This window comes from Chelativorans sp. J32, from assembly GCF_000518985.1.
Taxonomy (GTDB): Bacteria; Pseudomonadota; Alphaproteobacteria; order Rhizobiales; family Rhizobiaceae; genus Chelativorans.
Map to the genome: position 1 here is coordinate 60793 of NZ_JAEQ01000004.1, position 25288 is coordinate 86080.

32 protein-coding genes and 2 pseudogenes are annotated in these 25288 nt (G+C 60.6%); 27 read left to right on the top strand and 7 right to left on the bottom strand.

Annotated features, from left to right (window positions below; translation table 11 throughout):
• Positions 1-5: 5 nt before the first annotated feature.
• From CHEJ32_RS0107580 to CHEJ32_RS0107600, 5 genes are all read left to right on the top strand, one after another.
• Positions 6-1565 (top strand): Na+/H+ antiporter subunit D, encoded by a 1560-nt coding sequence (locus CHEJ32_RS0107580; protein ID WP_028033324.1) that lies wholly within the window; start codon positions 6-8, stop codon positions 1563-1565.
• Positions 1562-2035: a Na+/H+ antiporter subunit E gene (locus tag CHEJ32_RS0107585; RefSeq protein WP_028033325.1), complete on the top strand. Its 474-nt coding sequence runs from the start codon at positions 1562-1564 to the stop codon at positions 2033-2035. The genes CHEJ32_RS0107580 and CHEJ32_RS0107585 overlap by 4 nt, the downstream gene beginning before the upstream one ends.
• Positions 2032-2367 carry a cation:proton antiporter gene (locus CHEJ32_RS0107590; RefSeq protein ID WP_028033326.1) on the top strand — a complete coding sequence of 112 codons (336 nt, stop codon included), beginning with the start codon at positions 2032-2034 and terminating at the stop codon, positions 2365-2367. Before CHEJ32_RS0107585 ends, CHEJ32_RS0107590 begins: the two co-directional genes overlap by 4 nt.
• Complete coding sequence (gene mnhG, locus CHEJ32_RS0107595) at positions 2364-2717, top strand: monovalent cation/H(+) antiporter subunit G (protein ID WP_028033327.1); 354 nt, start codon at positions 2364-2366, stop codon at positions 2715-2717. Before CHEJ32_RS0107590 ends, mnhG begins: the two co-directional genes overlap by 4 nt.
• A 397-nt stretch (positions 2718-3114) precedes the next feature.
• Positions 3115-3534, top strand: a complete 420-nt coding sequence (locus CHEJ32_RS0107600) for a MucR family transcriptional regulator (RefSeq protein ID WP_371179792.1) — start codon at positions 3115-3117, stop codon at positions 3532-3534.
• 241 nt (positions 3535-3775) lie between these two features.
• Here the strand turns inward: CHEJ32_RS0107600 and CHEJ32_RS28030 are convergent.
• Positions 3776-4039, bottom strand: a pseudogene (locus CHEJ32_RS28030) (cytoplasmic protein); the annotation flags it as partial.
• A gap of 208 nt (positions 4040-4247) precedes the next feature.
• Between CHEJ32_RS28030 and CHEJ32_RS0107610 the strand changes: the two are divergent.
• Together CHEJ32_RS0107610 and CHEJ32_RS0107615 are read left to right on the top strand one after the other, a co-directional pair.
• Positions 4248-4670, top strand: coding sequence for a helix-turn-helix domain-containing protein (locus tag CHEJ32_RS0107610; protein WP_028033329.1), 423 nt, complete (start codon positions 4248-4250; stop codon positions 4668-4670).
• Between the two features lie 17 nt (positions 4671-4687).
• Complete coding sequence (locus tag CHEJ32_RS0107615) at positions 4688-5485, top strand: DUF6456 domain-containing protein (protein ID WP_028033330.1); 798 nt, start codon at positions 4688-4690, stop codon at positions 5483-5485.
• Between the two features lie 15 nt (positions 5486-5500).
• Here the strand turns inward: CHEJ32_RS0107615 and CHEJ32_RS0107620 are convergent, their stop codons facing one another.
• Both CHEJ32_RS0107620 and CHEJ32_RS26170 read right to left on the bottom strand, forming a co-directional pair.
• The gene (locus CHEJ32_RS0107620; protein WP_028033331.1) at positions 5501-5926 is read right to left on the bottom strand and encodes a SufE family protein; all 426 of its coding nucleotides are present in this window, start codon (positions 5924-5926) and stop codon (positions 5501-5503) included.
• Between the two features lie 53 nt (positions 5927-5979).
• Positions 5980-6303 carry a DUF5330 domain-containing protein gene (locus CHEJ32_RS26170; protein ID WP_051469540.1) on the bottom strand — a complete coding sequence of 108 codons (324 nt, stop codon included), beginning with the start codon at positions 6301-6303 and terminating at the stop codon, positions 5980-5982.
• Between the two features lie 514 nt (positions 6304-6817).
• Here CHEJ32_RS26170 and CHEJ32_RS24195 point away from each other — a divergent pair.
• From CHEJ32_RS24195 to CHEJ32_RS0107640, 3 genes are all read left to right on the top strand, one after another.
• Positions 6818-8503 carry a PAS domain-containing sensor histidine kinase gene (locus CHEJ32_RS24195; RefSeq protein ID WP_198023836.1) on the top strand — a complete coding sequence of 562 codons (1686 nt, stop codon included), beginning with the start codon at positions 6818-6820 and terminating at the stop codon, positions 8501-8503.
• Between the two features lie 223 nt (positions 8504-8726).
• Complete coding sequence (locus CHEJ32_RS26660) at positions 8727-9278, top strand: peptidoglycan-binding protein (RefSeq protein WP_245261024.1); 552 nt, start codon at positions 8727-8729, stop codon at positions 9276-9278.
• 43 nt (positions 9279-9321) lie between these two features.
• Positions 9322-9666 carry a DUF1491 family protein gene (locus CHEJ32_RS0107640; protein WP_028033333.1) on the top strand — a complete coding sequence of 115 codons (345 nt, stop codon included), beginning with the start codon at positions 9322-9324 and terminating at the stop codon, positions 9664-9666.
• A 27-nt stretch (positions 9667-9693) separates the two neighbouring features.
• Here the strand turns inward: CHEJ32_RS0107640 and CHEJ32_RS24200 are convergent, their stop codons facing one another.
• The 4 genes from CHEJ32_RS24200 to CHEJ32_RS0107660 all read right to left on the bottom strand — a co-directional run bounded on the left by CHEJ32_RS24200 (position 9694) and on the right by CHEJ32_RS0107660 (position 14374).
• Positions 9694-10584: a DUF2336 domain-containing protein gene (locus tag CHEJ32_RS24200; protein ID WP_198023837.1), complete on the bottom strand. Its 891-nt coding sequence runs from the start codon at positions 10582-10584 to the stop codon at positions 9694-9696.
• A 439-nt stretch (positions 10585-11023) separates the two neighbouring features.
• Entirely contained in the window at positions 11024-11575 is a 552-nt protein-coding gene (locus tag CHEJ32_RS0107650; RefSeq protein WP_028033334.1) for a DUF1254 domain-containing protein, read from the bottom strand.
• The gene (locus tag CHEJ32_RS0107655; protein WP_028033335.1) at positions 11568-12152 is read right to left on the bottom strand and encodes a DUF1214 domain-containing protein; all 585 of its coding nucleotides are present in this window, start codon (positions 12150-12152) and stop codon (positions 11568-11570) included. The genes CHEJ32_RS0107650 and CHEJ32_RS0107655 overlap by 8 nt, the downstream gene beginning before the upstream one ends.
• Before the next feature lie 83 nt (positions 12153-12235).
• Entirely contained in the window at positions 12236-14374 is a 2139-nt protein-coding gene (locus CHEJ32_RS0107660) for a transglycosylase domain-containing protein (protein ID WP_028033336.1), read from the bottom strand.
• 329 nt (positions 14375-14703) lie between these two features.
• On the opposite strand from CHEJ32_RS0107660, the gene CHEJ32_RS0107665 reads away from it, so the two are divergent.
• From CHEJ32_RS0107665 to CHEJ32_RS0107745, 17 genes and pseudogenes are all read left to right on the top strand, one after another.
• Positions 14704-15201: a hypothetical protein gene (locus tag CHEJ32_RS0107665; protein ID WP_028033337.1), complete on the top strand. Its 498-nt coding sequence runs from the start codon at positions 14704-14706 to the stop codon at positions 15199-15201.
• A complete protein-coding gene (locus CHEJ32_RS0107670) occupies positions 15110-16426 on the top strand; it encodes a terminase large subunit domain-containing protein (RefSeq protein WP_084032723.1) in 1317 nt (438 codons plus the stop codon). Before CHEJ32_RS0107665 ends, CHEJ32_RS0107670 begins: the two co-directional genes overlap by 92 nt.
• 15 nt (positions 16427-16441) lie before the next feature.
• On the top strand, positions 16442-17617 hold the full coding sequence (locus CHEJ32_RS0107675; protein ID WP_028033339.1) for a phage portal protein: 1176 nt from the start codon (positions 16442-16444) through the stop codon (positions 17615-17617).
• 78 nt (positions 17618-17695) lie between these two features.
• Positions 17696-18049: a DUF6107 family protein gene (locus CHEJ32_RS24205; RefSeq protein ID WP_371179795.1), complete on the top strand. Its 354-nt coding sequence runs from the start codon at positions 17696-17698 to the stop codon at positions 18047-18049.
• Positions 18050-18052: 3 nt separating this feature from the next.
• Positions 18053-18733 carry an HK97 family phage prohead protease gene (locus CHEJ32_RS0107685; protein WP_028033340.1) on the top strand — a complete coding sequence of 227 codons (681 nt, stop codon included), beginning with the start codon at positions 18053-18055 and terminating at the stop codon, positions 18731-18733.
• Positions 18734-18736: 3 nt separating this feature from the next.
• Positions 18737-19996, top strand: a complete 1260-nt coding sequence (locus CHEJ32_RS0107690) for a phage major capsid protein (protein WP_028033341.1) — start codon at positions 18737-18739, stop codon at positions 19994-19996.
• Positions 19997-20085: 89 nt separating this feature from the next.
• The gene (locus CHEJ32_RS0107695) at positions 20086-20658 is read left to right on the top strand and encodes a head-tail connector protein (protein ID WP_028033342.1); all 573 of its coding nucleotides are present in this window, start codon (positions 20086-20088) and stop codon (positions 20656-20658) included.
• Positions 20655-20990 carry a phage head closure protein gene (locus CHEJ32_RS0107700; protein ID WP_028033343.1) on the top strand — a complete coding sequence of 112 codons (336 nt, stop codon included), beginning with the start codon at positions 20655-20657 and terminating at the stop codon, positions 20988-20990. Before CHEJ32_RS0107695 ends, CHEJ32_RS0107700 begins: the two co-directional genes overlap by 4 nt.
• The gene (locus CHEJ32_RS27075) at positions 20987-21163 is read left to right on the top strand and encodes a hypothetical protein (RefSeq protein WP_156936646.1); all 177 of its coding nucleotides are present in this window, start codon (positions 20987-20989) and stop codon (positions 21161-21163) included. Before CHEJ32_RS0107700 ends, CHEJ32_RS27075 begins: the two co-directional genes overlap by 4 nt.
• On the top strand, positions 21144-21548 hold the full coding sequence (locus tag CHEJ32_RS0107710) for a DUF3168 domain-containing protein (RefSeq protein WP_028033344.1): 405 nt from the start codon (positions 21144-21146) through the stop codon (positions 21546-21548). The genes CHEJ32_RS27075 and CHEJ32_RS0107710 overlap by 20 nt, the downstream gene beginning before the upstream one ends.
• Positions 21549-21627: 79 nt before the next feature.
• The gene (locus CHEJ32_RS0107715) at positions 21628-22044 is read left to right on the top strand and encodes a phage major tail protein, TP901-1 family (protein WP_028033345.1); all 417 of its coding nucleotides are present in this window, start codon (positions 21628-21630) and stop codon (positions 22042-22044) included.
• Positions 22041-22382: a gene transfer agent family protein gene (locus CHEJ32_RS0107720; RefSeq protein ID WP_028033346.1), complete on the top strand. Its 342-nt coding sequence runs from the start codon at positions 22041-22043 to the stop codon at positions 22380-22382. The genes CHEJ32_RS0107715 and CHEJ32_RS0107720 overlap by 4 nt, the downstream gene beginning before the upstream one ends.
• Before the next feature lie 35 nt (positions 22383-22417).
• Positions 22418-22615 (top strand): annotated as a pseudogene (locus CHEJ32_RS24210) (phage tail assembly chaperone); the annotation flags it as partial.
• The gene (locus CHEJ32_RS0107730; protein WP_028033347.1) at positions 22600-23163 is read left to right on the top strand and encodes a phage tail tape measure protein; all 564 of its coding nucleotides are present in this window, start codon (positions 22600-22602) and stop codon (positions 23161-23163) included. The pseudogene CHEJ32_RS24210 and the gene CHEJ32_RS0107730, both read left to right, overlap by 16 nt.
• A 153-nt stretch (positions 23164-23316) precedes the next feature.
• Entirely contained in the window at positions 23317-23955 is a 639-nt protein-coding gene (locus CHEJ32_RS0107735; RefSeq protein WP_028033348.1) for a DUF2460 domain-containing protein, read from the top strand.
• Positions 23955-24842, top strand: coding sequence for a DUF2163 domain-containing protein (locus CHEJ32_RS0107740; protein WP_028033349.1), 888 nt, complete (start codon positions 23955-23957; stop codon positions 24840-24842). The genes CHEJ32_RS0107735 and CHEJ32_RS0107740 overlap by 1 nt, the downstream gene beginning before the upstream one ends.
• On the top strand, positions 24839-25288 hold the full coding sequence (locus tag CHEJ32_RS0107745; RefSeq protein ID WP_034658083.1) for an NlpC/P60 family protein: 450 nt from the start codon (positions 24839-24841) through the stop codon (positions 25286-25288). Before CHEJ32_RS0107740 ends, CHEJ32_RS0107745 begins: the two co-directional genes overlap by 4 nt.

Consider the following 25288-nt stretch of genomic DNA (forward strand, 5'->3'; position numbering starts at 1 on the left):
ACGGGATGGCCGTGCCTGGAAGCGAAACTCTCGATCTCTCGCGCGCCATGGTGCTGGCCGCGCCAAGCCTTGCCGATTGGCTCGTCGTCGCGCCAGTGGTGATCCCGATCATCGTTGGCGCAGTGCTGCTGATGTTTCGGCACGAAACAAAGATCCAGGCAGGCGTAGCGATCGTCGGCTTGGCAGCCATGCTGATCTCGAACGTGCTTCTCCTGTCGCGGATCCTGGACGCAGGGCCCGTGGTGATGACAATGGGGCGGTGGCTGCCGCCCTTTGGCATCTCCTTCACGGCCGATGTGCTCGGCGCCTCGCTTGCACTTACGGCCACGCTGGTGGCGCTCATCTGCGCGCTCTATTCGATTTCGGACATCGGCACCCTTGGGCGGCGCTACGGCTTTTATCCCTTCCTCATGCTGATGATGGCCGGGGTGAGCGGATCCTTCCTCACCGGCGACATCTTCAATCTATATGTCTGGTTCGAGGTCTTCCTCATCTCGTCCTTCGGGCTCCTTATCCTTGGTTCGGAGCACAGGCAGCTCGACGGCGCTACCAAATACGCCATCCTCAACCTGATCGGGACCACCTTGTTCCTGACGGCAACGGCTCTGCTTTACGGCGTATTCGGCACGCTCAACATGGCCGATATCGCGGTCAAGGCCGGGAACGTCCGGGAGGGCGCGCCACTGATCACGCTCGCCGTTTTCTTCCTGCTGGCATTCGGCATGAAGGCGGCGGCATTCCCGGTCAATTTCTGGCTTCCCGCTTCCTATCATACGCCGCGCATCGTGACGGCCGCGCTCTTCGGCGCCATCCTGACGAAGATCGGCGTCTACGCCTTGCTGCGCGTCGTGGTGATGCTCTTCCCGCTCGAACGGGCGATTTTGTCGGGTGTCATCGCATGGGTGGCTGCGGCGACCATGATCCTTGGCGTGCTGGGTGCGCTGGCGCAAACGGACATCAGACGCGCTTTGGGTTTCCTCGTCATTTCCAGCGTGGGCAACATACTGGTGGGGCTGGCGCTCGGCTCGGGCGAGGGGCTTGCAGGAAGCATCTTCTATACATTCCACTCCATGATCGTGACGGCAGCCCTCTACCTGCTTGCCGGCACGATGAAGGGGCTTGGGGGGAGCTATTCGCTGCGGTCGCTGTCGGGCCTTTACGCGGCTCACCCCATGATTGCAGCCTTTGCGCTGCTCCTGATGCTCGCTTCTGCAGGATTGCCGCCGGCTTCGGGACTTTGGCCGAAGATCCTGCTGGTGCAAGCCTCCCTTGATGCAGGGCAGGGCTGGTTGGCCTTTGCCGTCCTATTATCGGGCTTCCTCACGACCGTGGCGCTCGGTCGGGTCTTCATCCTCACCATCTGGCGGCAGCATGAGGGTGAGGCGCTTGTCGAGAAAACCTCGCCGATGTTCGGCTATGTCACATTGGGTGTCCTCGCCGTCGCTGTGATATTCATGGGGCTTTATCCGCAGCCGGTCATCGATATCGCCGAGAATGCGGCCCGTGGTCTCCTCGATGGTTCTCTTTATATCGACGCCGTGTTTCCGGGGGGACAGCGGCCATGAAGCTCTTTCTCATCAATGTCATCCTGGCATTCGCGTGGATGGCGGTCAGCGGATCTTTCTCGCTCGCCAATATGATATTCGGTTTTCTGCTGGGTGGGTTTGCGCTCTATCTCATCCGGGAGCAGGTGGGCTCTCTCGGCTATTTCCGACGCACCGCCAAGCTTATCTCACTGGGATGGCTGTTTCTTTATGAACTCGTTCTTTCAGCCTGGAAGGTAGCAAAGCTGGTGCTATCACCGAAAATGGACCTGAAGCCCGGCATCTTTTCCTACCCGCTCACCGTAGAGCGCGATTTCGAGATCACGCTGTTGGCGAATCTCATTACGTTGACGCCGGGCACGCTTTCCGTCGATGTTTCGGAAGATCGCAAAACGCTCTACGTTCACGCGTTGGATTGCTCCGACGTGGAGCAGTTGCGCCGGGACATCTCGCAGGGTTTCGAACACCGGATCAAGGAGGCATTCCGATGATAACGGGTGAGGCCTATCTGGCTTTCGCGGAACTTGCCGCTCTTGCCATCCTAAGCTTGTCCTTCCTCTTGACGGTCGTTCGCGTTCTACGCGGGCCTGCTCTACCGGATCGTGTTGTGGCGCTGGATATGCTGGTCGCGATCGCGATCGGCTTCATCGCGGTGATCGGGATCAAGACCGGTTATACGCTCTATCTGGATATCGCCATTGCGCTGGGCCTTGTGGGCTTTCTCGCAACGGTCGCCTTCGCGCGTTTCGTCATGAGCCGCCGGTATGAAGAAGAGTTTGTCTCGCGCGATCCGCTCGGCATTTATAGGGACAAGGCAGAATGATCGGTCTTATCCAAAATCTACTGGTCGGAACGCTCATACTGATCGGCGCTTTCTTTGCGCTTGCTGCCTCGATCGGAATTTTGCGCCTCCCTGACCTTTATACGCGAATGCATGCGGCTTCCAAGGCGGGAACCCTGGGATCGGGCGTTATGCTTATCGCGCTTGCGCTTTATGCCGATGATCACGCAACTGTGACCCGCGCCCTTGCAGGCGTGGTCTTCTTTCTTTTGACTGCTCCTATTTCGGCACATCTACTGGCCAAGGCCGCTTATGCGGCCGGATATCGCCTCTGGTCTGGCTCGGTCCATGATGATATGAGCGCAACCAAGGTTTCCAAAGGATCCAAATAGACTGGAAATTCTCCTCATCAGTTTTTTGTCAAATGAATCCATTTTCCACACTTATGGCGTAATCCACAGCTACTGGAATCTCTGCCCGAACCAGCATTTTACAGTCCAGATTGAAGTTGGGGAATTTTCCCCATTGAAATCATTATTATTGCGCCTTATTTGCCACTGAAGCGATTTGTGTGGCAGCGTATCGGCTTGATTGAGAGATAAGTATTAAGGCTATAAAACTAACCTTTGTCTGAAAAAGTTTGTGAGTTGACGTTCTTTTATAAGTGGTCGATATGCCGATCCGCAAAACTACCAATGAGAATTAGATTTGAGAGACTAATCGTTCGAGGGAGGGTGAATGTATAGGAATGGGGGTGGGGCACCGTTTATGCTGGGGAAAGATATGGAAATGGATGAGCAAAACACAAAGAATGATGACGTGCTTATGGAGCTCACGGCGGATGTCGTCGCGGCCTATGTAAGCAACAATCCAGTGCCGGTTTCGGAGCTGTCCAACCTCATCGCGGACGTGCATGCGGCCCTGGGAAGGGTCACGCGGACCACGGAGCAGGTGATAACAGAAAAGCAAAAGCCTGCGGTGAACCCCAAGCGCTCGGTTCACGACGACTATATTATCTGCCTCGAAGACGGCAAGAAGTTCAAGTCGCTCAAGCGGCACCTCATGACGCATTACGGCCTGACGCCGGAGCAATATCGTGAGAAATGGGGTCTTGACCCGAGCTATCCGATGGTTGCCCCGAACTACGCCGTCGCCAGGTCCCAACTCGCGAAGAAGATGGGCTTGGGGCGCAAGCGCAAGACCAAGTAAAGCATCCTCTTAGGGACGATACAGCGCCGTGCGTCCATTCGGACGCGCAAAGGACGCTGTAAGTTATTGAATTGACGCATCGTGCTTTCCGAAAACCGATTCCGGTTTTCGGGCCGATGCTGTAGAAATGGCGCCGTCAGGCGCCGTTTCTATTTGCAGGCTGTTCCATATGCCCAGCCAACCGTGATCGCCTCCGAGGCGACCGTGATGGCGCCGGATCCCCATCTTCTTTCCCGAGCGGTTTCAGCGAGTCGTAGGCCTGCTTCAGCGCGATATGTCGGTTGAGATCGTAGCTCCAATGGTGTCTTATCCCCTTTAGGCGTTCCCGTTCGATCAGCCTGCCAAGGCGGATCAGCAGAGCCGTTCGTTCTTCTCCCCTCGTGCTTAGGGCGGCGGAGAGATCGATCCCCGAGATGAGAAAGAAGGCCGCGTTTTGCCGTGCCGCTGAAATTCGCTCTGCCTTGGCATGTTTGAAGGCCTTTGCCTCGCGTTCCAAGATGCCCATACCGGTCTCCTAATTGCGGAGCCAGAGTTTGGAGCGGGGAGCAGGGGGTGGGGATAGAATCCTGCTGAAGATCGTAACCGAAAGTGGGAATCTTGTTGCGGATCAAAGATATAACCTTAACGGCAGGTTTTAATTGTTCTCTTTTTGTTCACATCTCACACAGGGCGGGCTATAAGGAAAATATTCCTCGAGGAGAAGGGTATTTTCTGTGCAATCCATCGCCACAAGCCAGTTGCAGGATGAGGACAGGGGCGCGGAAGGCGTGGCTCAGCCGGACGCACTGGGGCGAAAGCTCAGCCCCGTTTGTGATGAGAGGGTGAACGATATCTGTGAATGTGTGATGGATATAGTCGCAGCGCTTTTCAACGTCAGCGGAAAGGATTTGCGCAGCCCGGGGCGGAGCTCGACCGAGGTGGCGCGCGTGCGGCAGATCGGCATGTATGTGGCCCATGTTGTTCTTGGCTTGAACATGAAAGAAATCGGCCGGGGATTCGGTCGCGACCGCACGACGGTACAACACGCCTGCCATCTGATTGAGGATCTGCGCGACGATGCGGAATTCGACCGCATCGTACATATCACCGAGCGGGTGACTGCTGCTGCGTTCAGGCATACGGAGGTGATTGGGTGAAGCGGCCAATGACCGGAATGACGCAAGCCGAACGGGAGAAGCTGCGGATATTGCGCTTCCTTGCTGGCGGGGAAGCGAACCTGCGGCCCGCCGCCAAGGAAGGCAGAGCACTGCTCGACGGGGGCGAGCGTGGAGTGATAGCGGCCAACCTGGACGTTCTGTCTGCCTTCGTCAGCGAGGGACTTGCAATCAGAAGGAATGGACGCCTTGCTCTTTCCGCTGAGGGGCGGGCGGCCCTGAGGCGCGAGGCCCATCCCTCGGCCGCTTTTTCCGCGCAGCATATGGAGCTTTCCTCCAGCATCATCCTCACCGGAGAGGGCGAGGAGCTGGTCTCCAGGAATCTGGCCGAATCGCCCATCGGCCAACTCGCGCGACGCCGGACACGGACCGGCGAGGCATATCTGAGTTGGAGTGAATTCCGGGCCGGCGAAAGGCTGCGGGCCGATTACACCCGGGGGCAGATCATGCCGAAGATCAGTGCCAATTGGAGTGAGGCGGTGGCGAGCGGCCGGCGCGGCAGTAAGGAGAACGGAATCGCGGAACTGACGGATGCGGCGATGGCTGCCCGGCAACGGGTGGAAAATGCCCTTTCAGCCGTCGGCCCTGAACTTGCCGGCGTCCTTGTGGATGTCTGCTGCTTTCTAAAAGGTCTCGAGCAGGTGGAAATGGAGCGCGGTTGGCCGGTGCGCTCGGCCAAAGTGGTGCTCAAGACCGCGCTCGCCGCGTTAAGCCGACATTATGAGCCGCAATCTCCTCGGCGCCGCGCTAAAATTCTCCATTGGGGAGCCGAGGGATATCGGCCGACCATGCGATAATCGGAGGGTAGCCGATCAGGCTGCGCTCATGGCTCCCGCCGCCTCATCCTTCATGCGGCGAACCATCGCGCGCAGACCGTTGGCGCGTTGCGGCGTGAGGTGCTCGTCAAGGCCCAGCTCGCGCATCGTGTCTTCGGCTTCAATCGCTACGATCTCGCTTGCGCGGCGGCCGCTGAAGAGCGCAAGCATGATCGCGACCAGCCCGCGCACGATATGCGCATCCGAATCGCCTTTGAAGGTGATGGCCGGATCAGAACCGTCGCCGATCTGCGTGAGCAGCCACACCTGGCTTACGCAGCCGCGTACCCTGTGCCGCTCGTCCCGTGCCCATTCCGGATACTCAGGAAGATCGTTGCCGAGCTCGATGATATAGCGATACCGCTCCTCCCAGTCGTCCAGGAAGGCGAAGTCATCACGAATGGTCTCGATGCTGGTCACCATGCCCCGCATATAGTGGCTCGGCGGCCCTGCGTCACCAGGAAAGTCCCGAAAACCTATTCGGCGGGTTTGCGATCTTTTTCGGCAAGCGGCGCCCGAGGAGTGGGGTGGGGAATTTCCTGTTGGAGGGTCGGGTTCCCGCCCGAGGATTGTAGAAGTGCCGCGTTCTCTATGATCGCGGCGATTGCCGCTTGTGCATTCGCGCAAAGCTCCGGCTGCGTTTGGCAGAGTGATTGGAGGTCGCCCAACGCGTCGCGCGCGGTGAACAGGCTTTGAAGCGGACCTGCCTGTTCTTCGATGCCGGTTTCCTTGCTCAGGTCGAGTGGCAACATCAGGAAAAGAAGTGAAAGCCCCGCGACGGAACGAACAAGCAGTCCCATTTCTCATGTCCTCGCGATCGGGATCATCCGATCCCAAGAAGGAGCCTACAGAATTTGGCTAAAGCTGGGGGCAAATACGTAAAGAAAGCTGAAATGAAGGCATTTGGAGCGGATTTTATGCAGAGTGTTCGCATCGCATAGATCCGACGCTAACCAGCTAATACATTGATAATGAAACGCAATGAGGATTTCTTTAGGCCTCGGGGCGCCGAGCTTGGTCAAAGACAAGGCTCTTCACCCAGCGACCCTTTGTTAACCATGGCCAAATTCGAAAGCGCCTAAACCCCACCTTCCACGTCTAAGTCGGCTCTTGGGAGGCGCCGTTTATCCTTTCCTTAAATCGTGGATGAGAGGGTCAACCTGTAAGACCGAGCCCCGAAAAGCGACAAGAATAGAGCGCGTCGAGTTGAACACGAGAGTGTCCCTCCCTGCAGATTGGCCTGTTGCGCTGAAGGCAGCCTGCGAGCGACTGTTGCATCCCTCCGCTGCGACCGGAGCGGAGCGAGCAAGGCAGTTGCGCTTACTCGGAGTGCTGCTTGTTGCGCCGTTCTTCGCGGCCGTGGCGACCATGCAGATCGTCGCCGCGCGGATGGATGTGATCGCCGCCATTTCCGCCGCCGCTCTGGTGTTTGGATTGGGCCTTCTGCCGTCGCTGGCTCTTATTGCTACGGCGAAGCCTCGAATGGTCGACGCTGCAGCGCTCGCCTTCGGAGCAGCAGTGCTGGGAACGCTGCTCGCAAGCAGCGGCGGGATCACGTCTCCCCTCGTGATGATGAGCGTCGCCCTTGTTTTCGAGGCAGGCTGGGTCGGGAGAACACGGAAAGCAGCGGCCTGGGGCCTGGTTGCTTCCGTCTTCGCGGTCGTAGCCGGCGGCATTCTGCCTGCCTGGATCGGGGCGGGGGAGAACATTTCATCGGCATGGCAGTGGGTCCTGCCTCTGTTCTATGCGACGACTCTCGTGGCTCGTTGGCCGCTGGTGCCTGCAGTCGAGGCGGTGAGTTCGGATGAGGCTTCCACCTTCCCGCTCGAGGAGATGATCGGAGCAGCGAGCCTGCGGCTGCAAAAATCCGGTGAAGTGGTCCATGCTTCGCCAAAAGCGGAAGAGCTTTTGGGTGTTGTCCCGGAAATGCTGCTGGGAAGCGGACTCTTCGACCGCATCCACGTGACCGATCGTATCGCCTGGCTCTCGGCCCTCAGCGCGCTCCGCGCGGATGCAGCCCCCCAGACGGTTCGGCTGCGGTTGCGCGTGCGGGCTGAGGAGGGGCTCCCTGTCCACGCGGCATATCGCAACTTCATATGCGATATGGTCATGGACCGGCGAGCAGGGGGCATCGCGGCCCTATTGCGAGAAGATCCGGGCACGGCTGCCCTGGAAGAGGCGCTTGCCGAAACGCGGCGCATAACCGAGGTGACCTCCCGCTCCAAGGACGAGATGCTGGCGGCCGTAAGCCACGAACTCCGCACGCCTCTGAACGCCGTCGTGGGCTTCGCCGACATGCTTTCGAACGAAATGTTCGGCAGGTTCGCGAATGAGAAGCAGCGCGAGTATGTCGAGCTCATCCGCGAGGCCGGCAATCACCTGCTTTCGGTCGTGAACACGATCCTCGACGTTTCCAAGGTGCAATCCGGCACCTATGGAGTCGAAGCCGAATCGTTTCGCTTCGAAGATGCCGTCCGCCTTTCCGTAGCCATGACGGCTCATCAGGCGCAGGCGAAGTCGGTCAATCTCAGGACGGAAATCGCCGACGATATCGGCACCGTGCATTGCGACCGTAGAGCCATCCAGCAGGTTCTCATCAATCTCCTGTCCAATGCGGTGAAGTTCACGCCGGCAGGCGAGGTTGCGCTCACCGCGTCTCGACGTGGCGATCGTCTGGAATTCACGGTCAGCGATACCGGCATCGGAATTTCGGCGGAGGACCTGGAGCTTCTCGGCACTCCATTCATGCAGGTGCGCAACGACTATACACGCACCTGCCAAGGCACCGGGCTGGGGCTCGCTTTGGTGAAGGGATTGGTCCGGCTACAAGGTGGCGGCCTAAGCATCGAAAGCGCGCCCGGCATGGGCACGCGGGTCCATGTCTCTCTGCCGGCGGGACCGGCTGTAACCGATCAGAAAACGGAGGATTCCGGCTTCGACGAGAGCGGAGCGAATTGGAATGGCGAGTGGTACCATGACACGTTACGCAAAACGGCCTAGTTCCAGATCCGGAACCCGCGGAGGAAAAGCAAGCTGGCTACGGTCGGGCGTCTCAGGTGCAGCGTCTGCAGCGGCACGTAACCCTGTCGCGGTAGGCGGAACGACCGCGTTTCTCGTTTCGCTGGCTTTTGTTTCGGCCAACGCGCTTTTTTATCAACCGCAAGTGCACCCGAGCGCATTTCTGTCTACGCGTATGCTTGGACCTCGGGCATTGCCGGATATCATGCCGCAGCACCCGCATCCTGAATCCGCGCCGAGACCTGTCCGCCAGATCGAACCGACAACTCCGGAAAACCAGACATCGCCTGATTCGACGGGTTCCGTACCTCCAGCGACCGGGGGAGATCCGACCGTTCGAGCCGTGCAGACGGTCCTGAACGATCTCAGCCTCTATCGCGGTCCCATCGATGGCATGACTGGTCCCCAGACCAATTCCGCCATAGAGACCTATCGCAGGATCGTCGGGCTTGAGCCGGGAAGTCAGATCGACGGCGCTCTTCTCCACCAACTCGGCTTGAGCAATGGTGGAGAGGCAGCGAAGAAGACAAATCCCGTGGAGCAGACCGCGTCGGCTGAGACCGGAGATGCGACCATCAGGAAAATCCAGGCGGGGTTGAAGGCTTTTGGCAATGACGGCATCGAGATCGATGGTGTAATAGGTGGCCGGACCCGCGATGCCATTCGTGAGTTTCAATCATTGTTCGACTTGCCGGTGACCGGGGAACCCGACGCATCCCTGGTAACCAAGATGCAGGAGATCGGTCTGATCAACTGAAGTGCTCACCTTTCCATGGCAGGAAAGAGGGCAGGAGCAGGCGATGCGCGTCACCAGCGATTTTTGGGTCTCGGCCCTGATAAAGCGGATCTTTTCCGATGGCGGATTTGCCGCCGTGAGGCGCAGAGGCGCAAGCGAAGCAGGGGCAATCTATATCCTGCAGCGTACGCGATTGGGCGAATTGGAGCTCTATGGCCCTGCGCCGCAAACGAGTTATGACGAAGCCAAGCCAAGCGAGCGGCAGTTCACCCTTATGATGACCGCAGACGATGAGAACGAGATAGACGCCCGTCTCGCTCGCGAAATCCGCTTCGATTCCGATTTGTGGATTGTGGAAATCGAGACCGCCCGGGAACGCTCGGAATACCTAGTGTTGGCCGGCGGTTGAATTGTCGCTCGATGCTTATTTGCGAACCTATTCTGTTCCCGATCCTGCGACGAAGCGCGATTGCCGCTCCTGACGCTCCTCATTTCGCCAGTCCAGGATCTTTTCACGGGCAGTTTCAAACGTCAGCGCTTCGTATCGCACGCAGAACAGCCGGATGGCTGCGGGACTGGTGACCTGTGCCGGATAGGCGGCGAGCGTGAGCAGGAGAGCCTGCTCAGTGGAAAGCTCGAGGAATTTCAGGGCCGTCAGGAGATCCGCGTAAGTGACGCCGTTGATAAGCGTCCGCGCACGCGTGATGCGGACCTTGAGGGCGGTCGAAAGCGCTTCCGCAAAATGGCGCATCTCGCCCGAAAGGGCAGCCTCCCGAAGGGCCGGGTAGATCTCGGCCAGGGATTGGTCCGGCAAAGCTGGCACTGGATCGGCCCCGTGGGAGTCGTCATCGCTCATCAGGTCGCGCAGCTGCTTGCGCACTGCCTCGAGGGGATTGGGTGCCTGGTCAACCGCAGCATCGGGGGCAGGGGGCTCTGGTTCCACGCGGCTGAGCAAAGCCCGGATAAGTGCGGCGACCGCAGGATTGAGATTGTCCCGGCGGGCTATAGCACGGGCATGCGGGATTCCGTTGCGAGCGATGAGAGCGATAAGATCAACATCGCTCAGCGCTTTCGAGCGGATCAGGACAGGAGCGCTGATCTCGGTGGGTTCTTCGGCGAGGCGGCGAATGAGAAGGCGCGGTGCAGGATCGCAATCGGACAATGCTGCGGCCGCGAAACGGCGTATCTCGACCGAAGCCGTCTCGTAAAGGCCCAGAGCAAGATCGTCCAACCGGGTGGCATCGTCCCGGGTCGGGTGTGGCAGCGAGGAATAGGCGGAAACTGCAGCGCGCAGCACGCGTTCGCCATGACGCGGCCCTTGTTCCAATGCGATATCCCTAAAATCCGCGACTGACACGCAGTTTACGCCCGGCACCTGAAACACACGGCTGCCCCCGCACCAGGTGCGGCAGGCATCCCCCAGACCGCAAGCTACAGCGAATGCGTTAGCGACCCATTAACTGCAATATTAAGGATAATCTTCACCAAGCTCAGCGAACGCTAAGGAACTGTTAACCATAAGATGCATTTCATGACTGCCGGGGTGCATTCGCAGATCGGGTCCGGCCAAGTGGGGATGCGAAGATGGCGATCATACTGCCCTTCAGGCACGAGCATGCAAGAAGACCTCGCAAGGCGCCGGTCAATGGCGGCGCAGCGATTCTAATCTTTACCGGGGTTCGATACGAACGGCTCGAGGACCAGCACGGCAGAGCTGGATCTTCTCCTTCCCGGAAGCGCCGCGGCAGCAAGCGCTGACCCCAGGGCTAGCTGAGGTCTAGGGGGCGACAGGAGAGGTTGCGCAAGAAGGCATCCACGGCTCCCTGCCATGTGTCGTCTGAGAGGAAGACGCGAACCAGGACGACACCCTCCTCAAGGCCGCTTTCCACAAAAACCGAGCGATCAAACTCTTCGGGCACTCGGCCCCTGATCTCCTGCATCTGGGCAGGGCTGAGCGCAATGAAATCAAGCGCGCGATCGTTTGAGATACGATCGGTGATGCTGAAGTTGTTAAGCCCGTTGTTATCGTAGATCGAGAGCGACCAGAACGGCACGGAGCCCTCCGATTGCACGCGCACCGGTGCCTCGGCCAGATCGAAACGGCAGGCTGCGGCAAGCAGCAGCGGATTGGCGGCGGCTACAGCGCTGCCGTCCATGATATCGGGGCCGAGCTTCACCACCGTGTACGGCGCGGCGACGGCGGACAGCTTCGACCAAACATCGCGCTCCGAATAGGATGGCAGCATGAACAGGATCGATATGTGAACGATACCGGCACCGACCAAGCCGAGAATGAGGACGTAAAGGAGCCTAAGCATCGCAGCTCACCTGCTTGATGGCGGGAAGCGTGAGGCCCGTGATCCCAAACCCTGCCGAAACCGGCGTATCAAGCAATGTCAGGACGACCTGCATCGCACCCTGTCCCGTGCTGGGAATCCAGTTATCCGGCTTGGGGTGCGGCGAGATGCTGATCGTCAACCCACTGTCGCGACGGCGAAGGACCGTCTCTGAGCTCAGCGCTGCAGGCTTGCGCCCGAAAGAGGGGAGCGAAGCCCCCGCCAGATCAGTGAGATGGAGGATCCAGTGTTGAGCAGGGGGCATCGCTCCCTCGACCTGGTAGGTGCATTGGCGGTTAAGGATCCGCCCGGCTGAATCCTTGCTCGCCGTGAAAACGATACCCTCGGAACGACCGAGCGGTATTCCGCCTTCCCGCGCGAAACGGGCGCGCGAATACGGATCTGCGTGCGGCGTGCCCAGATCAGGAAAGGCGATCCAGGAGCCAGACTCGACGGCACCGATCGGCGGCGCGGATTTGATAAAGAGATAGAGGCTGCCTGCGCCCCCGCCTATTGCGATTAGAAGCGTTGTTAGCGCCAGAAAAACGGTTTTCAGCATCGAAGGCCATATCGAAAATGGATTCGTCGAATACGCAGAGGACGAAAGGGGTGCAACTCTCAATGAGTCAGACACGATCGCAATCAAAGCGCAGATAGACTTTCGGATACACGTGCGGGCCTGACAGGCGGGGCCTCGCGGAAGCGCCTCAGTAGATCCTGAAGCACGCCCCGTGTCGCAAGCGGTAGGCTGTGGGCCGGCCGGCGCATGGCTTCATCAGCATTTTCAGCCGCGGCGAAGGTCGTGCTGTCCTTCACGGGGAGCGGATTCTCGATACCCGGAATGGGCTTCAGCTCGATATTTTGATGAGCGTAGATCATAAAGCGCTGCCAGACCATCGCTGGCAAGGAGCCGCCCGTCATCTCGCGCGTTGGCCTGTAATCATCGTTGCCGAGCCAGACGGCGGCCACGTAATTCCCCGTGAAGCCCACATACCAGGCATCGCGATATGACTGGGTCGTCCCTGTTTTGCCCGCCGAGCGGATATTGGGGAGCGCCGCACGCCGACCGGTGCCGCGCTCGGGCACCTGCACCAGCATGCTGTTCATGTATGATGCGGCCTGTTCGGAGAGCACGCGGTGAGGCCGCGGCGCATCGCGGCGCCAATCATAGATGTTTTCTCCGGTATGGGTGTGGAGTTCCAGGATCCCGTGGCGCGTGCCGGCAAAGCCGCCATTCGCGAAGACGCCATAGCCGGTGGCCTGGTCCATTACGGTCATCCCGGAAGTGCCGAGCACCATCGTCTTATGACCGTTGAGCGGGGTTTCCACGCCCATGTCGCCGACCAGCTTCTGGATGACGTCGATGCCCAGATAATCACGCGCGAGGCGGACGGGCACGGTGTTGTAGGATCGTGCGAGAGCGGTGGCCAGATCGACGCGTCCGGCATAGCTGCGGCCGTAATTCTGTGGCGACCAGTTGCCCCAGGAGATCGGACCATCGGAAATAACGGTGCTTGGGGTAAGTCCGGCCTCCATGGCGGCTGCATAGACGTAAGGTTTGAAGGACGAACCCGGCTGGCGTGCGGCACGGGTGGCGCGATTAAACTGGCTTTGGCCATAGTCACGCCCACCGACCAGCGCGCGTACGGCGCCGTCCGTATCCATCAGGACAACGGCGCCTTCCTCGACATCATAATCCTTGCCGTACTGACGGAGGTGGAATTCGAGCGACTCCTCGACTGCGCGCTGCAGATCAAGATCGATCGTCGTGCGGGCGACTAGCGAGTGGGTGGCGCCCTTGGGGACGATCTTCTTCACCTCCTCGAATGCCCAGTCGAGGAAATAATCCGGTGCCTCGCGCTCGCCCCGGTCGACCGCGCTTGCGGGGTTGAGGCGGGCCGAAAGGACCTGCCCCTCGGTCATGAAGCCCGATTGAACGAGGTTGCTGAGCACCTCGTTGGCGCGTGCGCGAGCCGCAGGAAGGTTGATGTGCGGGGCATAGCGCGCGGGGGCCTTGAAGAGGCCTGCAATCATTGCTGCCTCGGCGAGCGTGAGATCCTTGACCTCCTTATTGAAGTAGAAATCGGCAGCGGCGGAGATGCCGAAGGTGCCGCCGCCGAGATAGGCGCGGTCGAGATAGAGCTGAAGGATTTCCTTCTTGCTGAGATTGGCCTCAAGCCATGCGGCGAGGAAGGCTTCCTTGATCTTGCGCTCGACTGTGCGCTCATTTGTGAGGAACAGGTTTTTGGCCAGCTGCTGCGTGATCGTCGAGCCGCCCTGGACGACCGAGTTCGCACGCATGTTTTCCGCCAATGCGCGGGCGAGCCCGACGAAATCGATTCCGAAATGCTCGAAGAAGCGCCTGTCCTCGGTTGCGAGAACGGCCTTGATGACATGATCCGGCATCTCGTCGACCGGCACGGAATCGCGCTGGCGAATGCCGCGCTGGCCGATCTCGTTGCCATAACGGTCTAGAAAGGTGACGGCGTAATCGTCCTGCGCACGCCAGTCGCCCGCCGTCTCCTGGAAGGCGGGCATGGCGAGCGCGAGCATCGCCACGGAACCTGCGGCCAGCAGGGTGAATGCCTCGCCCAGGAGTTCGAAAACCCCGCGCTTGACACCATAGACCCGGAAGCGGCGGAAGAAGATCGTGAGATCTTCCCATATTTCGGCAGCCTTGAAGCGTGCTTCGTAGAGGCTGGAATCGATCCAGGCGTCGATATCGAGGAAAATCGTGGCCCTCGGTGCCTTCCCCTTCTTTGACGTCCGCTTCTCAACCATGACGAAACCGCCCGGCGTCCTCTCTACATTTGCAGTACCGCGAATGCCGCGTGCTAGGTACGCACGAGCCTACCCCGGCGTAACTTAACACATTCCGTAGGGAGAAGGTTGATCCAGGTTAAAGCGTTTGATGATGAATTTTATCGATAGGAATTTAGTCCTTGACACCGTCACGGTGGTTTGATAGGGTTCAGGCATCATCGGAAAAGTGGGTCCGGCGGGGAGGGCATCGGGAATGCCCGAGCGTTTTTGGACCCAGGCGAATAGAATTGCATAAGCGTCGAGCCGTTTGGCCGGCGCTTTTTTTGTAATCGGACCCTGGAGGAAATATGAGACGCGGTTCGGCAGCCACCGTGCTGCAGGCTGCGCGCGCGCTTTTCGAAGGCGCGCCGCCTTCGCTCGAATTGTTGGCGCGAGCCACCGGGCGGCAGGAAGCCTATCTTGCCAGGATCGCCGGCAAAGAAGGCTGGCGCGAGGCACCGGCTGCGTCGCAGGAAGACCCCGAGACCCTGGAACGGCGGCTGGTCGCGCTTTCGGATCAGCTTGTGGGCGATCTCGAAGCGGCGGGCGCCGAGGGGCGGGCTTCCGGTACCTATGACAAGGCCCGCATCGATGCGCTTTCGACCATGCTGAGAATGGTTGAAAAGCTTGGCGAGATGACGCGTCTACCCGAGCGCGCAGCAGAAAAACAGAAGAGAAGCGATGCAGAACTGGCCGCCGCACTCGCCCTCGTCGATGCCCGCATCCTGGAGCTCGCATGTGAACTCGCTGGAACCATGGGCGGTGGACAGGCTGAGCGGGGAGATAGCGCTTCGGACCCTGTCTGAATGGTTTGGGTCTGCGCGGCTGGCGCAATATCCCGTCGGTGCATCGTTGAAGGATACATGGCTGGTCATGGGCGGCCGAGGTTCCGGCAAGACGCGGCTGGGGGCTGAGTGGGTGAACGCGCTCGTACGGGGCTTGCCGCCCTTCGCGCGGCATCGTTACGGACGCATAGCGCTCGTCGGCGAGACGCTGGGCGATGTGCGTGAGGTGATGATCGAAGGGCCCTCCGGCATTCTTGCTGCCTCGCGCGGCAACCGTCCGCGTTACGAGCCGAGCAGACGGCGGCTCGTATGGGACAGCGGCGCCGTGGCACTGGCTTTTTCGTCCGAGGACCCGGACAGCCTACGCGGGCCGCAGTTCGAGGCGGCCTGGTGCGACGAAGTGGCGAAGTGGAGGAACGCGGAGGATTGCTTCGACATGCTGCAATTCGGGCTTCGGCTGGGCCGCAGGCCGATGCAGATCCTGACAACCACGCCCAAGCCGGTGCCGATTGTCCGGCGGCTGATTGCAAATCCGGACGTTACCGTGACGCAGATGCGGACTGCCGAGAACGCGGCCCATCTTTCGCCGAGCTTCATCCGCGCCGTGGAGCGCAGTTACGCTGGAACCAAGCTGGGCCGGCAGGAACTCGACGGTGAGCTGATCGAAGATCGTGAGGACGCGCTCTGGAGCCGGGCCGATCTCGAGGCGATGCGAGGCTCCACGGAAGGCCGCACGATGAAGCGGATCGTGGTGGCGATCGATCCGCCCGCAACCAGTCGGCGGACGTCGGACGCCTGCGGCATGGTAGTGGCAGCGCTCGACGAGAATGGAAACGGATGGGTGCTTCACGATGGCACGGTCCGGGCGGCAAAACCGCAGGAATGGGCTCGCCGGGCAATAGCGCTCTATCGCCGCTTCGAGGCGGATACGATCGTGGCCGAGGTGAACCAAGGCGGCGATATGGTGCGAAGCGTTCTGGGCGCGATCGACGACACGGTACCTGTGAAGCCGGTGCGGGCAAGCCGTGGCAAATGGTTGCGCGCAGAGCCGGTCGCTGCCCTCTATGCGCAGGGCAGGGTGCGCCATACGCAGCGTTTCCCCGAACTGGAAGACGAAATGTGTGATTTCGGTCCGGACGGACTTTCCGGCGGCCGCTCGCCGGACCGGGTGGATGCGCTGGTCTGGGCGATCACCGAATTGATGCTCGGCCGCGCCGGCGAGCCGCGGATCCGCGACTTCCTCTAACAGCAGGGATAGCAAATGGCATGGAATTGGCCCTGGGCATCGCGTCCGGGACGAGAAAGCGCGCTCTTCGAACGGAAAAGAACGAGCGGATATGGTTTCCTGGCGCTGCATGCGCAGGGAGAGCCGCTCTGGACGCGGCGGGACTATGTCTCTCTCGCTCGCGAGGGGTTCATGCGCAATCCGATCGCGCATCGCGCGGTGCGGATGATCGCGGAAGCAGCAGCCACGATCCCATGGCTTCTTTATGAAGAGGAAGCGGAACTCTCCGACCACCCGATGCTCGAACTGCTCGCACGGCCCAACCACCGCCAGGCGGGGCCAAGTTTCCTTGAGATGCTCTACGGGCACCTCCTTCTATCCGGAAATGCTTACATCGAGCTTGTGGAGACCGGCACCGGCGCCCGCGAGATGCATCTGCTCCGGCCGGACCGCGTGACCGTGATTGCCGACGGAAATGGCTGGCCGATGGCTTTGGAGCACCGCGTCGGCGGCGTGAAGCGCCGGGTCCCGCTGGAGGAAAGCGGAAACGGGCTGCATCTGACACTTTTTCATCCACTCGACGACCATTACGGTTTTGCGCCTTTGTCGGCTGCACTGATGGCACTCGACATCCACAACGCGGCGGCGCGCTGGAACAAGGCGCTATTGGACAACTCGGCTCGCCCTTCGGGAGCGCTCGTCTATGCTCCAAAGGAGGGTGGCAACCTGACGGACGAGCAGTTCGACCGGCTCAAGACGGAACTGGAGCAAGGCTATTCTGGCGCGACGAGGGCCGGACGGCCGCTTCTTCTGGAAGGCGGGCTCGATTGGAAGGCGATGAGCCTCAGCCCTCGAGACATGGATTTCCAGGAGGCCAAGAATGGTGCCGCGCGCGATATCGCCCTGGCGCTGGGTGTACCGCCGATGCTGCTCGGGATACCCGGCGACAACACCTATTCCAATTACCAAGAAGCAAACCGGGCCCTCTACCGGCTGACGGTCCTCCCGCTTGTAGGGCGCACCGCCAAGGAATTGGGCGGCTTCCTGGCTCCGCTCTTCGGCGGCGGTCTGCGGCTGTGGTTCGACCCGGACCAGATTGAGGGCCTTTCGGCGGAACGGGATGCGCTGTGGAAACGGGTGAGCGAGGCAAGCTTCCTCACCGATGATGAGAAGCGCGAGGCGGTGGGGTACGGCTCATATGATCGAAGATAACGGACTTCATTCCCGGACATGAAAATCAAGAGCGCGAATAAGACGCCAGGAGAAACGAGCGATGGCGGGGCCTCCAATGTGACGAACTGGAAGGATCAACAAATGACCGGACTGAGCGAAGCGGCCCTTTTGTGGGCCGCGAAAGCGGCGGGCGCGATCGTCGGTTCGGCGATCTCGATCGCCTATCTGCTGCCCTCCGGGCGGCGCGAGGCGGCAATCCGTTTCGCCGTGGGCGTCGCCTGCGGCTTTGTGTTTGGCGGGACGGCCGGATTGAAGATCGCAACCGAGCTTGGCATCGCCGGCCGCCTGGCCCCGAGCGAACTCGTGATGATGGGCTCGGCGGCGGCGAGCCTCTGTGCGTGGAGCGCGATCGGCCTGGTTACGCGCCTCCTCACGACGGCCGCGCGAAGCGGGCAGGCAACGGAAGGTTGAAGGATGCAGTACAAGATCGCCGCCGGACCGAACGAGCGGAAATATTCGAGCCTCGATGTGGAGGCAATAGAGGATGACGGCACCTTCTCGGGCTATGCAAGTCTCTTCGGCCGGGTCGATCTCGGTCGTGACATGGTCGAACGTGGCGCCTTTGCGGATTCGATCCAGAACCGAGGAGCAGGCGGGATTCGCATGCTCTTCCAACACGATCCGAACCAGCCGATCGGCGCCTGGAAGGAAGTCCGGGAAGACGAGCGAGGGTTGTTCGTGCGCGGCAAACTCGCCACGGGCGTGGGCCGGGCACGGGAGGTGCTGGAATTAATGCGGAACGGAGCACTGGACGGGCTGTCCATCGGGTTCCGCACAGTCCGGGCGACGAGCGATCCGCGCACCGGCGTCCGCCATATCAAGAAAGCCGATCTCTGGGAGATCTCCGTAGTCACATTTCCCATGCTGCCGGATGCGCGCGTGGAGAAGGTGAAATCGCGTGGCGATCTCCCGAGCCCAAGGGAATTCGAGCGTTGGCTGATGCGGGATGCGAAGCTGACGCGCAGCGAAGCAAAGACGGTGATCTCACGCGGCTTCGCTTACCTCCTGCGCAGTAGGGATGCAGCGCCGGAAACGCCAGAGGGCCTGGTGAACACCATTCGCCGGGCGACGAAACTGCTTCAACAACAGGATTGAACGATGACAGCAACGACCAATGCAAGCCCGCTGGAAGTCAAGTCAGCCGCGGCGGGCGCGGACCTTGCCGGCGCATTCGAGGAGTTCATGAACTCTTTCGAACACTTCAAGGAATCCAATGACCAGCGGCTGAAGGAGATCGAAAAGCGCTCGGCTCCGGACCCACTTACCACGGATAAGGTGGAGCGCATCTCCGCTGCCGTCGACGAGCAGAAGCGGGTAATCGACCGCCTTGTGCTGAAGAAGGCAAGGCCACTGCTTGGACGTGAGGGTTCAATCTCAGTCTCGCAGCTCGAGCACAAGCAGGCTTTCGAGAGCTATGTCCGCAGCGGTGACGACCGCCTGCTGAGGGCGCTCGAAGAAAAGGCGATGTCCTACGGCTCGGGACAAGACGGGGGCTATCTTGTTCCCGAGGAGACCGAGGCTGAAATCGCCAAAAGGCTGGCGAATATTTCCCCGATCCGCTCGATCGCTTCAATACGGCAGGTTTCCACGGCAGTGTTGAAGAAGCCCTTTGCGGTGAACGGACCGGCGACGGGCTGGGTTGGCGAAAGCACACCGAGGCCTGAGACGGCATCGAGCCAGCTGGACGAGCTTTCCTTCCCGACTGCCGAGCTCTACGCCATGCCCGCCGCAACGGCGGCGCTCCTGGAGGACAGTGTGGTCGATCTCGATGCCTGGATCGCGGGCGAGATCGAGACGGCCTTTGCCGAGCAGGAGGGGCTTGCCTTCATAACGGGCGACGGCGTGAACAAGCCGCACGGGTTCCTGGCCTATCCGCAGGTGGCGGATTCGGCTTGGAGCTGGGGGAGCATCGGCTATGTGGCTACGGGTGCCGACGGCGCACTGCCGGCCGAGAATCCGGCGGATGTGCTGGTCGACACGGTCTACACACTCAAGGCTGGCTATCGCCAGAACGCCAATTGGGTGATGAACCGCAAGACCCAGGCTGCCCTGCGCAAGATCAAGGACGCTGACGGCAACTATCTATGGCAGCCGCCGGCCGCGCCCGGCAGCCGGGCCATGCTGATGGGCTTCCCCGTGGTGGAAGCGGAGGACATGCCCGATATTGTGGCCGGTTCGACGCCCATTGCTTTCGGCGACTTCGGCCGTGGGTATCTTGTGGTGGACCGCACAGGCGTGCGCGTACTGCGTGATCCTTATTCCGCAAAGCCCTATGTGCTGTTCTACACCACCAAGCGCGTCGGTGGCGGGGTCCAGAACTTCGAAGCAATCAAGCTTCTGAAGTTTGCGGCAAACTAGCTGCGGCTCAAGCTCTAATTGGACGAGCAAACGAAAGCCCCGGCAAACCGGGGCTTTTTTCTTGAATCAAAACTTGAAGAGAGGCGTTTATGGCGCTGTTTCGAACGGTCGACTCTTCGGTCGAACCGGTCTCGCTGGTCGAGGCCAAAAACCATATGCGCGTCGCTCATGACAGCGAGGATGAGCTCATATCCGCACTCATTCGAGCCGCGCGACGGGAGGTCGAGCAGGCGACCAGCACCGCATTCATCGTGCAGTCGTGGCGGTTGGCTCTCGACGATTGGCCCAAGAGTGAGATGGTGCTCCTGCAGCGGACGCCAGTACGGGAGATTTTATCAATCACGATCTTCGATGCTGACGGCGCCGGCTCGGTTCTGCCGCCCGAGCATTATCAGCTCGATAGTTTTTCGCGGCCGGCAAGGCTCTTCCTTAGGAGGAAGCCGGTACCGGGTCTTGAGCTGAACGGGATCGAAATCGATTTCCTCACCGGTTTCGGGGAAGCGGGAACCGACGTTCCTGACCTGCTCAAGCGCGCGATCCTGATGCTGGTGGCCCACTGGTACGAATTTCGCGGTGTCTATGGTGCCGAGAGCCAGCCCGTCTCATTCCCCGATGAATATCGGCGGCTGATTTCCGTATGGCGAACTCCGAGGCTGCAATGAGGGCCATCATCATGGATCCGGGCCGGCTCCGCACCGAACTCATCCTGCAAGAAGCGGTCATCAGTGAAGACGGAGCAGGCGGCCATAGCGAAGATTGGCGCGAGGTGGCGCGCCTGTTCGCGGAAGTCACTCCGTTGCGGGCTGAAAGCCGCTTCGGTGCCGCACAGTTCCTCGAGCATGTGACGCACCGGGTGGTGCTGCGGGAGCGCGCGGATCTGAGGAGCGGGATGCGGTTTCTCCAGGCCGGCCGAACAATGGAGATCGTGACGATAGAGGATGCTGACGGAACGGGCCGTTATCTCGCCTGCCTGGTGCGCGAGGAGGGCCGATGAAGATTGCGATGCAACTTACGCTCGACGGATTGGTGCGGGCGATGCGTATCAAGGCGCACGAGGTCGCGGATGCGATGGAGACGAGGAGGCCGTCGGCCAAGCAGGTCGAGGCGGCCAAGGAGGATCATGTCGTGAGGCGGCGGGGAGGGAAAGATGACAGCGGCGGCTCTTGACCTGCAGGAGGCGGTGTTCGCTGCGCTTAACGCGAGTTCAGCGCTCGTCCAGGCACTGGGCGGGGCGAAGTTTCACGACATCACACCGGCCAATCTGAGCTTTCCCTATATCACCTTCGGACGCACCAGCAGCTATGATTGGAGCACGGGGACAGAGGCGGGTAGCGAGCACTTTTTCACCCTCCATGTATGGTCCAAGCAAAAGGGCCGTAAGGAGGCGCTGTCGCTTATGGAACTCGTGCGCGGGGCATTGCATGAGAAGGACCTTAGGCTCGGCAGCCACCATCTGGCCAATCTGCGGCTCGACTTCTCCGAGATGCACTACGACGAGGACCTCGCCGTCTATGACGGCAGCATGCGCTTCAGGGCGGTGGTTGAGGAATAGACGCACTGGCTCGACATCTCGGCTCCTCCCTGGCGGGGAGCGCGGGCCATTTCACAACGACAATTGAAGGAGACCATGCATGGTCGCGAAGAAGGGCAAGGACCTGCTCCTCAAGCTCGACGAGGACGGACTTGGCAATTTCGTAACGGTGGCGGGGCTGCGGACGAAGCGCCTCGCCTTCAACAGCGAAACGGTAGACGTGACCGACGCGGATTCGGCCGGCCGCTGGCGTGAATTGCTTGCCGGAAGCGGCGTACAGCGAGCGTCGGTCGCTGGTTCGGGCATCTTCAAGGACGCGCAATCGGATGCGGCCATAAGGTCACGCTTCTTTGCGGGAGATATCGCGACCTGGCAGTTTGCTATCCCAGAGTTCGGTATCGTATTCGGGCCGTTCCAAATCACGGCGCTCGAATATTCCGGCAATCATGACGGCGAGGTGACCTTCGAGATTGCATTGGAATCCGCCGGGCCGGTCAACTTCGCGGTGGCGCAATGAGCGTGAATCGCAAACGCGGCGAAGTCGCCGCCAAACTTGACGGGCGCGACTATCGGCTGTGCCTGACACTGGGCGCCTTGGCTGAACTGGAAGCCGCCTTCGCTGCCGAAAACCTCAATCAGCTCGTTGAGCGTTTCGGGACCGGCAAGCTTTCCGCACGCGATGTGATCGCCATCATCACTGCTGGATTGAGGGGCGGTGGCCATGAGGTGAGTGAAGACGAGGTGCGCCGGATGCAGTGCGATGACGGCGCGGCCGGTTTCGCACAGCTGGTAGGAGACCTCCTGGCCATAACCTTCGGCGGGGACAGGTCGGGAGGTGTTGAAGAGCGCCCTTAGGTGCCGCAGCAGGTTCGACGGCACCCTTTCCCTGGGATGAGGTGATGAGGGTGGCTTTCGGCCTGCTGCGGCTTAGCCCGACAACTTTCTGGAAGATGACGCCCATCGAATTCAACGCGGCGCTCGAGGCATTGGGACTGACGAGGGCGGAAGCGCCCGGCCGCGGTGAGTTGAAACGGCTGATGCACCTTTTCCCCGACAAATCCGGAGCGGATAAATGGCAGATGAAGTGAGGGTTCCAATCGTTGCCGATACGACGCCATTTGAAACGGCTCTCACGGATTTAGCGGCGCTCTCTGAAAATTTCGGCACGCAGTTGACCGGTGCGCTTAAGAGTGCAGCCGTGAGCGGCAAATCGCTGGACGACGTGCTGCGCAGGATCGGGCTCAACCTCGCGGGCATGGCGCTGGAGCGAGGACTCCAGCCGCTTCAAGGTTTGATGGGAACGATGTTTTCGGGGCTTCTAGGCGGGCTGGGCAATATCATGCCCTTCGCCAGAGGCGGTGTGGTGCCCTTCGCCAGCGGCGGCATTGTCTCGGCCCCCACTTATTTTCCGGCCGGGAGAAATATCGGTCTCATGGGAGAGGCCGGTGCGGAAGCTATCCTGCCGCTGCGAAGAACTTCGGATGGCAAATTGGGAGTGGCGGCGAGCGGAGGCGGGAGCGGGACCCAGATCGTCTTCAATGTAAGCACGCCTGATGCGGCTTCGTTCCGCAAATCCGAGGCGCAAATATCCGGCCTTTTGGCGCGTGCCGTTTCGCGCGGTACGCGGACACTTTAGGGCGACCGGATTCTACCGCACCGACGCCGGTGCGATGGAAATGTTTGGCCCGCATCCTCGGTCAAGCCAACGATGGTGGGTTGCGCAAATCGCCGATCAAGCGGTTCCAAACCACTCGGCCATCGAGATTCTCGATCAAACTCAGGATCGTTCATGAACAGTTTTCACGACGTCCGCTTTCCGCTCGGCGTCTCCTTTGGGGCGACTGGCGGACCGGAGCGGCGAAACGAGATCGTGCAGCTCACCTCCGGAAGGGAAAAGCGCAACGCTCGCATGGCAAACGGGCGGAGACACTATGATGCAGGGACGGGCGTGCGTTCCCTGGAAGATCTGTACGAAGTGATGGCCTTCTTCGAGGCGCGCCGCGGTTCGCTGCATGCGTTCCGATTTCGCGACCCGTTCGACATGAAGTCCTGCCCGCCGAACCAAGCTCCGACGGCTTTTGATCAGGAGATCGGGATCGGGGATGGCAAGACAAGCAGTTTCGTCCTGACAAAGACCTATGGCGAGGGACCGGATGCCTACCGCCGTGAAATCCGGTTGCCAGTGCCGGAAACAGTGCTCGTCGCGGTAGCCGGTGTACAAAAGCGTCTCCAGGCCGATTACGCGATTTCGCCAGAAACAGGCGAGTTGGTCTTCAATCCGAGCGTCATACCGGCGGCGGGACAGACGATCACCGCGGGCTTTGAGTTCGACGTGCGTGTACGCTTCGATACGGACCGGCTTTCTGCAAGCATCACCGCCTTCAGGGCAGGGCAGATCCCCTCGGTCCCCCTGCTGGAGGTATTGTGATGGCGAAGATATCCGTGGAGCTGGCAAAGCACCTTGAGCAGGAGATAACCACCCTATGCCATTGTTGGCGCGTAACGCGCGGCGATGGCGCGGTGATGGGTTTTACCGATCACGACCGGCGGGTCACCTGCGACGGCACCGTCTTCATGCCGGAAACGGGTCTTTCCGGCAGCGAAGCCCGGCACTCCTTCGGTCTTGCAGTCGATACCATGGATGTCGAGGGGGCGCTTTCCTCGCTCGACATCAGCGAAAGTGACATAGTGGCGGGCCTCTATGATGGTGCGACCGTCGAAACACTGCTCGTCAACTGGCAGGAGCCCCAGCAGTTCATGCGGCTGCGACGCGCGGTGATCGGTCAGATAACGCGTCGGGACGGGCGCTTTGTGGCCGAGCTTGAAAGCCCCGAGCGGGCGCTGGACCAAACCAACGGCCGCACGGTCCGGCGGCAGTGCGATGCCGAATTGGGTGACGCGCGCTGCCGCGTGGATCTAGAAAATGCCCGGTGGCGAGGGGAGGGCGTGCTGACATCGGCCGAAGGCAACAGCATCCGCGTTTCGGGCCTGGACGGATTTACCAGCGGCTGGTTCGCAGACGGAATTCTAACCTGGAAATCGGGTGCAAGCGCCGGGAAGCGCGAGCGCGTTTCAGGGCACAGGAAAGATGCTGATGGTGTCATGCTCGACCTCTGGCGCGACGCGGCGGCGATTGTGCAGCCCGGCGACCGTTTCGGCGTCAGCACTGGATGCGACAAGCAATTTTCCACCTGTAGGGCGAAGTTTTCGAACAGCGCCAATTTTCGTGGTTTCCCGCACCTGCCAGGGAATGACGCCGGCTACTCGTATGTCGTAGAGGGGCAGCTTTTCGATGGCGGCCCGATCGTCGAATGAGGCGTGAGGAGACAGCACCGCCCGCGCTGGTGCTGGCAGAAGCGCTTTCCTGGATCGGCACGCCCTACCGCCATCAGGCTAGCCGTAAAGGCGTGGGCTGCGACTGCCTGGGTCTGGTGCGAGGCGTATGGAAGGGCCTCTACGGAGAAGAGCCAGAGCGACCCGGCCCATACACAATGGATTGGGCGGAGGCGAGCGGCGAGGACCGATTGCTGGAAGCCGCAGAACGGCACTTCATCGCCCTTGGCAGGGATGATCTGGGGCCGGGGACGGTTGTGCTCTTCCGTTGGCGCGTGCACTCGCCCGCCAAGCATGTGGGCATACTCGCGGATAAGAACTCCTTCATCCACGCCTATGAAGGGCGGGGCGTCCTGGTCTCCGCCCTCGTTCCCCATTGGCGCCGGCGCATAGCCGGCATTTTCGCGTTTCCCGCACTGACGGAGTGA